The organism is Ochrobactrum sp. AP1BH01-1 (assembly GCF_018066705.1).
Lineage (GTDB): Bacteria > Pseudomonadota > Alphaproteobacteria > Rhizobiales > Rhizobiaceae > Brucella.
In genome coordinates this window covers 73,024-85,959 of the sequence record NZ_JAGPOU010000004.1, presented here as the reverse complement: position 1 = coordinate 85,959, position 12,936 = coordinate 73,024, and the positions used below count along the sequence as shown (strand labels likewise).

Here is a 12,936-nt window from a genome sequence, read left to right as displayed (position 1 = left end):
CGCTCTCGGCGTTTCCTATGCCGAGGGCCGCAGGGAAGGAAACGGGGTTGCAAACTCCGCTTCGGACATGGTGAAATAGCGGTTAACATCGGATTGCCGCATGAGTTGCACTCATGTACAAGGCATTCCTCGGATAATTTCAAGATCTGCCTTGGAGTTGCCGGTTTCTTCGGTCAAGGCTTGCCTAAGCAAATCTTGGTGAAGATAAAGTCGGCAAGCGTAAAAGAAGTGGCGCTAATGAAGATTGAAGGACGAGTTCTGGTGCTTATGACAGCGATAGCGGGAGTTTCGCTATCTGGCTGCGTTTCTTCGCCAACCTACGGAACCGACAAAACGGCGGGGGCGCAGCTTCTCGACGATATGTCGAATATGGCGAGCTTCGGACAGGGTAAGAACAAGAAAGAGCGGATTGACTATAAGCCGCGTCCCGATTTGGTCCGTCCGGCTCCGGGTGAAAAGGGCCAGTTGCCCGCACCGCAGCAAAGTGTTGCCAGCGCTAATGATCCAAATTGGCCGGAGTCGCCGGAACAGCGCCGCAAGCGTCTTCGCGACGAGATTACCGCAAACCGCGATGACCCAAATTTCGTATCTCCGGTCGTTCAGGATGTGCCGGTGGCGTCCAATATTCAGACCGCGTTGCCACGCGGCAATAGCCGCCGTGAAGACTATGAGTCCCGCACGCCGACATTTGATCCGGCAAAGGTCGCGGCTTATAAGGCCGCGCGCCAGCAGCAGGTTCAGGGATCTTCCACGACACGCCGCTATCTGAGCGAACCGCCGCTTACCTATCGTCAGCCAGCATCTACCGCCGCGGTGGGCGAGTTGGGTACGGACGAGGCGCAGAAGGAACGTGAGCGCAAGAAGGCCGCCGGGAAGTCCAAAGGTTGGCGTGATTATCTGCCCTGGAACTGATGCCTAGGGATGGCTCCTGTTGGATGAATAAGCCGCAGTAGGGGTTATCTACTGCGGCTTATTCTATTTATAGAGAGGCCGTCTGTGTGCTTTCGCAAAGTATTAAATTTTTGTAATTTTTACTATTATGACGTGTATTTGATTTCAATCAAAGAAATATTTTGAATAGATGCGCACGTTATAAGCTCTGGAAGTAAGGTGTGCTATGATGAGCAAAACGAATATTTTTTTGGATAATCGAAACGGTTACGGTCTGATCAGTAGGGCCTTTCATTGGCTGATGGCCATTTTGTTTTTGTGGCAGTTTATTTCTGCCCTTCTTCGGGTCTTTGCCAAGGATACGGAACTATATAATTTTTTCTGGTCTGCGCATCATCAACTTGGTTTTGCGCTTCTGATACTTGTTTTTCTGCGCGGCCTCTGGGGATTGTTGAATATCAGCCGGCGTCCGCATAAGCATGGTCACGCTGGCAAGTTGGCTCTGCTGGGGCATCTGGCTATTTACGGACTGATGTTTGCAGTTCCGGCAGTGGCTGTGCTGCGCACATATGGCAGCGGGCGGGGCTTCTCGTTTCTTGGTGTCCGGATTTTTGAGCAGACGGGCGTGCAGAATGCCGCACTGACCGCTCCCGGTAACGCATTGCATGGTTTGCTTGGATGGGTGTTGCTTGCGGCAGTTGCCGGGCATGTGCTGATGGCACTCTTCCACCACTTCGCACTGCGGGATGATACACTGCGCTATATGACCGGACGTAAGGCCTTGAACTGAAATTAGCGCTTGTCGCGGAAGAATTCCCGCAGGATTTTCTGGGAATCTCCCTCGGACAGCCCCGCATAAATCTCGGGTACGTGATGGCAGGTGGGCTGCGTGTAAAAGCGCGGCCCTTGCTCCACCCCCCCTCCTTTGGGATCGGAGGCCGCGTAATAGAGGCGGCGAATACGGGCGAAGGAAATGGCGGCTGCGCACATCGCGCATGGCTCCAGCGTTACATAAAGGTCGCATCCAACAAGGCGCTCGGATTGCAGGGTCTTTCCGGCCTCGCGGATGACCAGTATTTCGGCGTGGGCGGTTACGTCATTATACTCGCGTGTGCGGTTGCCTGCCCGCGCGATAATTTTGCTCTGGTGTACGACGACTGCACCAATGGGGACCTCTCCACGTGCGCCTGCGGCCCGCGCTTCTTCCAGCGCGATCTCCATGGGGGTGGTTCCATTGTAGTTCGAGACCTGGGTCCCCTTGTTCATGCCTGCTCCATTTCGTGCGTTCTTTCGGAAATTTCGCTCGCAAGCCATGGAGCGATTTGTTACTGCATAATTCTCGAAATCGAAACCGGTTTGCGAACGGATTTATACGGCGTTCCTGTTCCCGGCTGTCTCTTACCTGTGCTTGAGGGTGCAAGATGACACGGCAGCGCTGCTGAAAGGCCAATACCAGATGACTACAGATGACGATAACAAAGGCGGCAAACGTCCGTATGACCGTGGAGGGCGCTCTGATCGTCCTGGCCGGCCAGATCGTGACAAGGACCGCGACAGCCGTCCGCGCCGCGATGATGGTGGTCGTGACAAGCCGCGCAAGTTCGGTCCGCGCAATGCCGAAGTGCAGGAAGAAGCGAGCGAGCGTATTGCCAAGCGTTTGGCGCGCGCGGGCATAGCCTCCCGTCGCGAAGCTGAGACGATGATTGCAGCGGGTCGTATTGCTGTGAATGGCAAGGTGTTGGAAAGCCCGGCAGTCAATGTCAAGCGCACGGACATTATCACTGTTGACGGCAAGCCTTTGAAGCAGGCCGAACGTACTCGCCTCTGGCTTTATCACAAGCCAGCGGGTCTCGTTACGACAAACCGTGATCCAGAAGGGCGGCCAACGGTTTTCCAGGCGCTGCCCGCCGAAATGCCGCGCGTGCTTTCGGTCGGCCGCCTCGATATCAATACCGAAGGGCTTTTATTGCTCACCAATGACGGAGGACTGTCACGGGTTCTTGAGTTGCCATCCACCGGTTGGCTGCGCCGTTATCGCGTGCGCGCGCACGGCAAGGTGACGCAGCAACAGCTGGATGAGCTGAAGAATGGGATCGCGGTTGATGGCGTGTTCTACGGCAGCATTGAGGCCGAACTTGAACGTGTACAGGGCGCAAATGTCTGGATCTCCATCGGATTGCGCGAAGGCAAGAACCGCGAAGTGAAGAACATTCTTGGCGCGCTTGGGCTGACGGTCGGACGGCTTATCCGTGTTTCATTTGGCCCGTTCCAGCTTGGCGATCTTGAAGAAGGTGCGGTGCGCGAAATCAAGGGACGTATCCTCCGGGACCAGTTGGGCGACAAGCTGATCGAGGAAGCGGGTGCAGATTTTGACGCGCCCGTCCTGAATGAGTTTTCCAATGCCGCCGTGCAGGGACGCACCCGTCGCGAGATGGACGAAGGTCAGCCGGAGCAGGAAGGCGAACGCCGTCGTGGTCCGCGGGAACGCGAGTGGATTTCCAGCGGCCCCGAGCGGCGTCGCGGTCGCGACGATAAAAAGGATGCTGAAAAGGTTGAACCCCGCCGCCGTGGAAACGCCAATGTCTGGATGGCTCCGGGTGCGCGGCCCAAGGGAGAAAAGGCGGCCGCAAAAACGGCGCGCGTCGAACATCAGGTTCCGCATCGGTCGGCCAAGTTTAGCGGCGATTTGCAAATGCGCCCGCGGCGGGCCGGCGATGATGAGCAGAGACGTGAAGAAGGCGGCGAGCGTCGCTATACCAAACGCCCGGAAGGCGGGCGCTTCGACAAGGATGCCCGGCCGCCGCGAGCGCGTTCGGAAGAAGGTCGTCCGGAGCGTCGCGAACCGCGTGAGGATGGACGCAAGGAGCGCCGTCCTGGCAAGCGCGAACGTGCAGAACTGCGCGATGCAGAAGGGCGCGTAGGAGAGCGCGGCAAGGGCGGATTTGAAGGCCGCAAGCCATCGAAGCCGGGCGGTCCACGTGAAGGCCGGTTTGGTGGTTCTGACCGCGATACCCGCTCCGGTCCACGCAGTGGCGGACCGGGAGGCAAACCAGGCGGTAGGCCTGGTGGGAAACCGGGAGGCGGAAAGTCAGGCGGTGGCAGAACTGGAGGCGGCGGTGCGGATCGTCGGCGGTAAGTTTCGCGGGCGGGCACTTGTAACACCTTCGACCAACGCCATTCGTCCTACCACTGACCGCACGCGTGAGAGCCTCTTCAACATCCTCGCGCATAATTTCCCTGATAAGGTGGAGGGCGCCCGCGTCCTCGACCTGTTTGCGGGGACTGGCGCGCTTGGTCTGGAGGCTTTGTCGCGTGGTGCGCGCTATGCGACTTTTGTGGAAGAATCCGCCGAAGGGCGGGGACTGCTGCGCCAGAATATCGAGGCCTTCGGTCTGCAGGGACATACCAAGATATTGCGGCGTGACGCTTGCCAGCTGGGGATCGTCGGCACGATGGAGCCATTCGATCTCGTCTTTGCTGACCCGCCTTACGGGCGGCGTATGGGAGAAAAGGCATTTTTATCAGCGCTTCAAGGCGGTTGGCTTAATCCTGACGCACTTTTGGTGCTTGAAGAAGATGCTGAGGCGATGCTTGAACTTGGCGAACGATTCGTCGTCATGGAAGAGCGCAACTACGGGGGCACGATCATTCGGCTGATCCGGTTGAAAGCCGCCGATTGAATTAGCGGACGAATGTGGTCCGCATCAAATTGATATGCTGTCCGGAAAACCGGATAGTAATGAAACCGATTGGAGATGTCGCTTGGTGAAGAACCCCTCACTCCGGCGCTTGCTATTGTCCACCGCCTTGGGTTTCGTACTGGCTTTACCTTTGGCAAGCGTTGCTGCCCTTGCGGAAAGCCAAGCTCCTGCTGTCACAGGATCGCAGTCTGAACCTGCATCACCGCCGACGATGGAACAAGCGACGCTTCCTGAGATTTCACAGTCGGACGGGGTCAGTCATTTCACATTACCAAATGGCTTGAAAGTAATCGTCATTCCCGATCATCGCGCTCCGGTGGTGACGCAGATGATCTGGTATCATGTAGGATCGGCGGACGAGGCGCCGGGTGTTTCGGGTATCGCGCATTTCCTTGAGCATCTGATGTTCAAGGGAACAAAAACTCATCCAGCCGGTGAATTTTCGGCAAAAGTCGCCTCCATTGGCGGGCAGGAAAACGCCTTCACGTCCTATGATTATACGGCCTATTTCCAGCGCGTGTCTCCGGAAGCCTTGGAAATGGTGATGCAGTTCGAGTCGGACCGGATGGAAAATCTGGTGCTCAACGAAGAAGCCGTGAAAACAGAACGGGATGTCATCCTGGAAGAACGGCGAATGCGGGTCGATTCCAACCCGGCTTCCATGCTGATGGAAAACACGGACGCTGTTCTGTTCTACAATCATCCTTATCGCAAGCCTGTAATCGGCTGGCAGCAGGAGATGGAAAAGCTGAGCCTGAAGAACGCTATCGACTTTTATCAGCAATACTACACACCGAACAATGCGACGCTTGTGATAGCTGGAGACGTTTCGCCGGAACGCGTGCGCGATCTGACCTTGAAAACCTGGGCGAACGTGCCGAAACGCGCTGAAGTCACGCTGCGCGAGCGCCCGCAGGAGCCCAAGAAACATGCCGCCCGCATCGTGAATCTTCATGATGAGCGCGTGAGCACACCCTCATTTCGTGTATCCTGGCTGGTGCCGTCTTATGCGAATGAAAAGCGGTATCCCAATGCAAAACCGGGAGATGCACCCGCTCTCGATCTCCTGAGCGAAATCCTCGGAGGTTCGTTACGTTCGCGTCTCTATCAAGAACTGATAGTCAGGCAGGGCATCGCTGCCAACACGGGTGCGAACTATGGCGGCGACGCGCTTGATGACGGCACATTCTCCGTTTATGGCGCACCACGCAATGGCGCTACGCTTGGTGATGTCGAAAAGGCTGTTGAAGCCGAAGTTGCACGGATCATCAAGGATGGTGTTAGCCAGACTGAACTTGATCAAGCTCGTAACCGCTTCCTGAAAGCAGTTATTTTTGCACGCGACAGTCAGACAGGCATGGCGAGGATTTATGGCTCATCGCTGTCCGTAGGGCAAACGGTCGATGATATCCAGAAATGGCCAGAGGTCATCAAGGGCGTCACCGTCGATCAGATCAAGGACGTGGCGACGCGTTATCTTGTCGAGGACCAATCGGTAACAAGCTACCTGCTCCCACCCAATGCAGAGCCGCAAAGTGCTCGCGAAAATCCGGATGCATCGCCAGAAAGCGCTGGAGCCAATGGTTCGGGAGGAGCGATCCAGTGAAGAACATTCTTATGCTGAACTTCAAACGTGTTCTCGGATTGCGCTACGCTCGCTCGGCGGGGGGGCTGTTCGCGATATCAATGACATTGTTGATCATATGCGCCTTGCCCGCGCGCGCCATCGAAATTCAGGAAGTCGTCTCGCCAAAGGGCATCAGAGCCTGGCTGGTAGAGGACGGCTCGGTTCCGTTGATTTCGATGCGGTTTTCGTTCAAGGGTGGCACGTCGCAGGATCCTTCCGGCAAGGAAGGATTGGCTAACCTGATGACCGGGCTTTTCGATGAAGGCGCAGGCGATCTGAAATCGGATGCGTTTCAGGAACGAATGGACAATCTGGGCGCGGAGTTGAGCTTTTCCGCAACCCAGGATTCGGTTTCGGGTGGCATTCGCATGCTGGCCGAAAATCGCGATGCGGTAACCGGTCTGCTCGCTCTTGCCGTCAACAAGCCGCGCTTTGATCAAGACGCTGTTGACCGCATTCGTCAGCAGGTCGTTGCCAGTATTGAAGCTTCGCAACGCGATCCTTCGACGATAGCATCGCGCAAGTTTTCTGAAGTCCTCTACGGCAATCATCCTTATGCACGGCCCGATGACGGCACGGTGAAGTCGCTGCAGTCGATCACGCGTGACGATCTGGTAAATTTTCATCGCAAGAACTTTGCGCGTGACCGCCTGACCATTGGTGTCGTCGGGGCCATCAATGCGAAGGACCTCGGTGCATTGCTGGACAAGGTGTTCGGCGAGCTGCCAGCGATGGCCGAACTGGTTCCCGTTCCTGATGCCAAGCTGGCTCTGGGTACGACGACCAGCCTTAATTTCGATATGCCACAGACCTCGATCAGCTTCGTCTACCCGGCGATCCCGCGCAAGGATCCCGAGTTCTTCGCGGCCTACTTGATGAACCACATTCTCGGTGGGGGCTTCACTTCCCGTCTTTACGCTGAGGTGCGCGAAAAGCGTGGTCTTGCCTATTCGGTCTCCTCATCCATGGTCTTGCGTGACCATGTTTCGGCATTGATGATTTCGACAGCGACCCGTCCCGACAAGGCACAGGAATCCTTGAAAATTATTCGCGAGCAAGTTGCCGCGATGGCGGCCGATGGACCGACGGAAGAGGAACTTGCTGCGGCCAAGAATTTCCTCAAGGGGTCTTATGCCGTCAATAATCTCGACTCGTCCGCAGCAATCGCTGAGACCCTGGTAAGCTTGCAGGAAGCGGGGCTCCAGCGTGATTATATCGACAGGCGCTCGGAGTTGATTGATGCAGTGACGCTGGATCAGGTCAAGGCCATTGCCAAGAAGCTGCTCGAAGCAGAACCGGCTATCCTGATCTTCGGTCCGGCCCAAAGCTAACAGGTGCCAAATTGGAAAAGGCAGTGCCGTCATCTCCCCGAATTGCCGTCGCTTTCGGCGGTGGCGGGGCGCGCGGCATTGCCCATCTCCATATCGTCGAGGTGCTCGATGAACTGGGCATCAAGCCGGTCGCCATTGCGGGTTCCTCGATAGGTTCGATCATCGGGGCTGGAATGGCGAGCGGTATGACCGGCCATGAGATTCACGACTATATGGCCGCGATCTTCAATCGCCGTTCCGAAGTCGCAAAGCGCATGTGGCAAACGCGTCCGGCTCGTTGGGTCGAATTGCTCAAGGGTGGCCTGCGTGTCAGCCAGTTCAATATCGAGAAGGTGCTGGACGTTTTTCTGCCGGCGAGCCTGCCCGCCAATGTGGAAGAGCTCAAAATTCCCATGAGCATCACCGCGGCGGATTTTCACGCCGCTCGGGAGATTCATATTCGCGATGGCGATCTGCATTCAGCGATTGCAGCGTCTTGCGCGATACCGCCGGTTTTCGCACCCGTGCGCCGGGAAGGTCGAATTCTGGTCGACGGCGGCTTGTTCAACCCTGTGCCGTTTGATTTGTTATTCGACGAGGCTGATATTGTCATCGGCATCGACGTCGTAGGCACGCCTGTTGGCCCAGATGACTATATGCCCACTACCTTCGAGGCGGTGATTGGGGCCAACCAGCTGACTATGTGCTCCATCATTGAGAATAAGTTTCGCATCCGCCCGCCACATATTTTCATCCGTCCCAATGTCGAACGGATCGGGCTTCTGGATTTTCTCAAGTTTGAACAAATCCTGTCGCAAAGTGCCGGCGTTCGCGACGAACTGAAGCACGCTATAGAACTGGCGGTTGAAGGAAAAGCGGCGCCGATAGCTTCAACTCTGGCGAATTGAGTCTATCGGTGCCGTAGCAGAGCGCTATTCCGCCGGGACGGCCTGTGGCGACGAGGGGGCAGCTATATCTTCCGGTCCCTTGTCGATGCGCTGGCCTTCGCGAGTGGGTTTGACCAATGGCTCAGGTGTAACAGGCTTGTTGAACAGCAAGTGGCGGCCGGCCATGATGCCTTCCGATGCCTGGACGTGGAGCCGATCCTCGTCGCGCTGACGCACCTCTTCCCGAATTCCATAGGCCTGTGCTTCGGCCATGCCGAGCCCTTCGAGCGTCCGCTGACCGAAAAGCAGACCGGACTCGAACGTTTCACGCAGTTCGTATTCCACGCCCTGAGCCCTTAATTGCAAGGTGTGTTCGCGATCATATGAACGAACGAACAGTCGCACATCTGGATATTCCGATTGTATGAGATTGACGATGTGGTTGGTCGTTTCCTTTTTGTGTGTACAGACGGCGACGATCTTCGCCTTTCGGATTCCGGATGCTTCCAGCACATCTTTGCGCGTGCCGTCGCCGAAGTAGATTCGAAAGCCGAATTTCCCGGCTGCACGGACGCGGTTGGGCGAACTGTCGATCACAGTAACGTCGATACCGCCGGCAAGCAGGATTTGTGCGGCAATCTGGCCATAACGCGAGAAGCCGATCATCAACACGTCAGAACCGGCGCCGTCAAAATTCTCCTCGATCACATCGACCGTTTTGTCCTTGATGAGCAGTTTCGAACCTATTGCAACAGAAAGCGGTGTTAGTGCCATGGACACGGTCACGGCAGCGACAAGCTCTGAACCGAGAGCGCTGGAGATTATGCCTGCTGCCGTGGCGGCGGAAAACAGAACGAACGCAAACTCGCCGCCCTGAGGCAGGAGAAAAGCGATCCGGACAGCATCGTTGTGGCTAGACCGAAAGATGCGGCAAAGCAGGTAAATGATCACAATCTTTGTCACCATGAAAACGGGAACAGCAAGAACGATAATTTTCCAATATTGCAGGATCACGGAAAGGTTCAGCGAAAGGCCGACCGCGACAAAGAACAAACCAAGGAAAATACCGCGAAATGGCTCGATATCGGCTTCAAGTTCGTGCCGGTAAGAAGATTCAGCCAGCAAGACCCCTGCAATGAACGCGCCCATGGCCATCGAAAGGCCTGCGGCTTGGAGCAGACTTGCCGACCCAAGGACGACAAAGAGCGCTGCGGCAATCATCACTTCGCGGGCACCGGTGTTGGCGATGATCCGGAACATGGGATTGATGAGATAACGTCCTGCAATCACCAGCGCTGCAATGGCCGCGATAGCTGTGGCGAGATGAAAACCCGCGCTGGCCTGTGAAGGCTCGTTCGGTGACAGTGCCGGAATGATTGCAAGAATTGGAACGATAGCGAGGTCTTGGAACAGTAGGATCGCAAAGGCACGCTGCCCATGTTTCTGGTTGGTTTCGGCTCGATCTTCCAGCACCTGCATGGCAAATGCCGTGGAAGAGAGCGCGAGGCCAAAACCAATGATGATACCTGCTTCCGTGCTGAGACCGGCAAAGTAGATGCCAAGGGCGGTGAGCGCGGCTCCGCAAAGCAGCACCTGGGCGCTCCCCAGGCCGAAAATCGAGTGGCGGAGGGACCAAAGTCTCGACGGTTTCAGTTCGAGACCGATAATGAAGAGCAGGAACACGACGCCGAGCTCGGAGAAATGCAGAAATTCCTCGCCATCGGCAATCAGGCTGGCCACGGGACCAATCGTGATGCCTGCGGCAAGATAGCCGAGGACCGTGCCAAGCCCTAATCGCTTGAACAGCGGTGCAGCGATAATCGCACCGCCCAGAATCATCAGACACTGTAGGTAGAGGTTTCCGCCAGTCGCAACCATGCCAAGCTCTTGGAATTTGGAGAAATGTGGGAGGGCTTGCCTTGAAGCCCTTTGATTTCGGCAATATAGAAACAAGATATGGCTGTAATCAGCCCGATGTCGAACGATTTGACGATATTTTTTGACAAGTCCCGGTTTCGATCACGCCGCAGGTTATGGTGTCTGGCGGAACCGCAATGCGCTTGGGAAACTCGGATTATATAATGATTTCAGATAATTCGGCGGAAAAACTTGTCGATCGAGCCGCCGCGCTCGTGGCCGCTGCCAAGCGGGCAGGTGCCGATCACGCTGACGCAGTCGTGATGCGAGCACGTTCTGTTAGCGTGTCGGTGAGACTGGGCAAGGTTGAGGGAACCGAATCGTCGGAAAGCGATGATTTCTCCCTGCGGGTTTTTGTCGGCCGCCGCATTGCCAGTGTTTCAGCTAACGCAAGCGCTGATCCGGATCGTCTAGCAGAGCGGGCCGTTGCGATGGCGCGGGTTGCGCCGGAAGATCCTTATGAACAACTCGCCGACCCATCGCTGCTTGTGGCATCACCTCGCGATCTCGATCTCTATGATTCAACGGAAATCGATTCCGAGCGATTGACAAAGGATGCCCTTGCGACGGAAGAGGCGGCGCTGGCCGTGAAAGGTGTGACGAATTCAGGGGGCGCTGGCGCTTCGCGCAGTCTAGGTGGCCTCGTGCTTGTCACATCGACAGGTTTTTCGGGGCACTATGCGGCTACACGTTTTGGGCGGTCGGTCTCAGCCATTGCAGGCGAGGGCACGAAAATGGAGCGCGATTATGATTTCAGTTCGCGGTTGCATTTTTCCGATCTGGATAAGCCCGACGATATAGGTCGCCGCGCGGGCGAACGCGCTGTGCGGAGACTGGGTGCCCGACAGGCAAAAACCGGTCCTGTCACGGTCGTTTACGACCCTAGACTCGCTCGTGGTATTGCCGGACATCTCGCGAGCGCCATCAACGGCGCTTCGGTTGCGCGAAAGACCAGCTTTCTTCGCGATAGTCTCGGCAAACAGGTTCTCAAGCGCGGTGTAAACGTTACCGACAATCCATTGGTTGTTCGCGGCTCTTCTTCGCGTCCTTTCGACGGCGAAGGGATCGAGGGCCAGCCGTTGACGATGGTGGGGGACGGCGTTCTCAATCATTGGTTGCTTTCCGGATCGAGCGCCCGCGAGCTCGGACTGCAAGGCAATGGGCGCGGCGTTCGCTCCGGCTCCGGGGTTTCGCCTGCATCCACCAATTTTGCCATCGAACCAGGCTCACAATCGCCGGAAGAGTTAATCCGCGCAATCGGTACAGGTTTTTACGTGACGGAAGTGTTCGGGCAGGGCGTGGACATGATTACCGGCCAGTATAGCCGAGGCGCGTCGGGCTTCTGGATCGAAAATGGGGAACTCGCCTATCCGATCAGCGAAGTGACTATTGCTTCGAACCTCAAGGACATGTTCCTCAATATGACGCCAGCTTCCGATATCGACCGGAATTTCGGGATGACGGCGCCGACACTCGTAATCGAAGGCATGACCCTTGCCGGAAATTGACAAGCAAAACGAAATTTCCAGGGAGCTGGCGCTCTTGCGCGATGCGGCGCGCGAAGCAGGCCGCATTGCTATGCGCTACTTCGGCAGGTCTCCGGAAGTTTGGCTGAAAGACGGTATATCGCCCGTAAGCGAAGCGGACCTTGCCGTCGACCGCTATTTGAAGGAAGCCCTTTTGAATGCACGGCCAGATTATGGCTGGATATCGGAAGAGACTGTCGATGAACGGGCGGCTGCTAAACGTAGCCGAGCCTTTGTGGTTGACCCTATCGACGGCACCCGCGCTTATATCGCCGGACAAGATCAATGGTGTGTGAGCATTGCTGTCGTTGAAAACGGTCGCCCTTTGGCTGGCGTTCTGGAATGTCCGGCGCGAGAGGAGCTCATTGAGGCAGGCAAGGGCGTTGGGGCTTCGCAAAATGGCGCTGCCATTCGCGTCCGGTTACCACTGCCCGGTGAACAGGTCACGGTCGCATCAGCGCGGAATATGGTGACGGCGTTGCCGGAAAGCTGGCGGGATCGGGTAAAGATTTATCCTTATGTTCCCTCTCTGGCCTATCGTATTGCAATGGTGGCCCGCGGAGAAATCGCCGGGACCTTCATTCGGCCAAATTCGCATGATTGGGATCTGGCAGCAGCTGATCTGATCCTCAGTGAGTCGGGCGGGGCAATCCTGACAAGCGATGCCTTACCGATCGCATATGGTGGCCAAACGCTGAGCCATGGCGCTCTCGTTGCCGCCAGCGGTGACCTTCTGCAAGAAATGTTGAGTGTTGTCGCGGGCTGACCCTTGGGTTAATCATGCCGCGGACCAAAATTTGTTCAGGGATAATTGTCATGAGCGTCGAAGGCGACAAAAAGCAGCTTCTACATCTGGTGTTCGGTGGGGAGCTGAAAAAGCTTGGCACCGTTGAATTCCGTGACCTTGAAAACCTCGATATCGTTGGCATCTACCCGGACTATGAGTCCGCGAAGACTGTGTGGAAGTCCAAGGCCCAGCAAACGGTAGATAATGCCCACATGCGCTATTTCATCGTGCATCTGCATCGGCTGCTCGATCCCGAAGGTGTGACATTGAAGGCGGATTGAGCAGCGGCC

General features: G+C 56.4%; 12 protein-coding genes. 10 read left to right on the top strand and 2 right to left on the bottom strand.

The features are described from left to right. Window positions 1-237 precede the first annotated feature (237 nt). Window positions 238-912: a hypothetical protein gene (locus J9800_RS15320; RefSeq protein WP_112586109.1), complete on the top strand. Its 675-nt coding sequence runs from the start codon at window positions 238-240 to the stop codon at window positions 910-912. A gap of 205 nt (window positions 913-1,117) precedes the next feature. Continuing rightward, window positions 1,118-1,681 carry a cytochrome b gene (locus J9800_RS15315; protein ID WP_114215901.1) on the top strand — a complete coding sequence of 188 codons (564 nt, stop codon included), beginning with the start codon at window positions 1,118-1,120 and terminating at the stop codon, window positions 1,679-1,681. Window positions 1,682-1,683: 2 nt separating this feature from the next. Here the strand turns inward: J9800_RS15315 and J9800_RS15310 are convergent, their stop codons facing one another. Beyond that, window positions 1,684-2,157 carry a nucleoside deaminase gene (locus tag J9800_RS15310; RefSeq protein ID WP_114215900.1) on the bottom strand — a complete coding sequence of 158 codons (474 nt, stop codon included), beginning with the start codon at window positions 2,155-2,157 and terminating at the stop codon, window positions 1,684-1,686. Window positions 2,158-2,347: 190 nt separating this feature from the next. On the opposite strand from J9800_RS15310, the gene J9800_RS15305 reads away from it, so the two are divergent. From J9800_RS15305 to J9800_RS15285, 5 genes are all read left to right on the top strand, one after another. Continuing rightward, window positions 2,348-4,027, top strand: coding sequence for a pseudouridine synthase (locus J9800_RS15305; RefSeq protein ID WP_114215899.1), 1,680 nt, complete (start codon window positions 2,348-2,350; stop codon window positions 4,025-4,027). After that, window positions 4,008-4,571: a 16S rRNA (guanine(966)-N(2))-methyltransferase RsmD gene (rsmD, locus tag J9800_RS15300; protein ID WP_114216115.1), complete on the top strand. Its 564-nt coding sequence runs from the start codon at window positions 4,008-4,010 to the stop codon at window positions 4,569-4,571. Before J9800_RS15305 ends, rsmD begins: the two co-directional genes overlap by 20 nt. 85 nt (window positions 4,572-4,656) lie before the next feature. Further along, window positions 4,657-6,198: a M16 family metallopeptidase gene (locus J9800_RS15295; RefSeq protein ID WP_114216114.1), complete on the top strand. Its 1,542-nt coding sequence runs from the start codon at window positions 4,657-4,659 to the stop codon at window positions 6,196-6,198. A gap of 11 nt (window positions 6,199-6,209) precedes the next feature. Further along, window positions 6,210-7,550, top strand: coding sequence for a M16 family metallopeptidase (locus tag J9800_RS15290; protein ID WP_205315945.1), 1,341 nt, complete (start codon window positions 6,210-6,212; stop codon window positions 7,548-7,550). 11 nt (window positions 7,551-7,561) lie between these two features. Beyond that, window positions 7,562-8,437 (top strand): patatin-like phospholipase family protein, encoded by an 876-nt coding sequence (locus tag J9800_RS15285; protein ID WP_114215897.1) that lies wholly within the window; start codon window positions 7,562-7,564, stop codon window positions 8,435-8,437. Between the two features lie 24 nt (window positions 8,438-8,461). Here the strand turns inward: J9800_RS15285 and J9800_RS15280 are convergent, their stop codons facing one another. After that, on the bottom strand, window positions 8,462-10,294 hold the full coding sequence (locus tag J9800_RS15280; protein ID WP_114215896.1) for a monovalent cation:proton antiporter-2 (CPA2) family protein: 1,833 nt from the start codon (window positions 10,292-10,294) through the stop codon (window positions 8,462-8,464). A gap of 203 nt (window positions 10,295-10,497) precedes the next feature. Here J9800_RS15280 and J9800_RS15275 point away from each other — a divergent pair, with 203 nt between their 5' ends. The 3 genes from J9800_RS15275 to J9800_RS15265 are packed head-to-tail and all read left to right on the top strand — an operon-like array spanning window position 10,498 to window position 12,927. After that, complete coding sequence (locus J9800_RS15275; protein ID WP_114215895.1) at window positions 10,498-11,841, top strand: TldD/PmbA family protein; 1,344 nt, start codon at window positions 10,498-10,500, stop codon at window positions 11,839-11,841. Beyond that, a complete protein-coding gene (locus J9800_RS15270) occupies window positions 11,828-12,625 on the top strand; it encodes a 3'(2'),5'-bisphosphate nucleotidase CysQ (RefSeq protein ID WP_114215894.1) in 798 nt (265 codons plus the stop codon). The genes J9800_RS15275 and J9800_RS15270 overlap by 14 nt, the downstream gene beginning before the upstream one ends. A 50-nt stretch (window positions 12,626-12,675) precedes the next feature. Continuing rightward, the gene (locus J9800_RS15265) at window positions 12,676-12,927 is read left to right on the top strand and encodes a DUF4170 domain-containing protein (RefSeq protein WP_112586091.1); all 252 of its coding nucleotides are present in this window, start codon (window positions 12,676-12,678) and stop codon (window positions 12,925-12,927) included. Window positions 12,928-12,936: the final 9 nt, after the last annotated feature.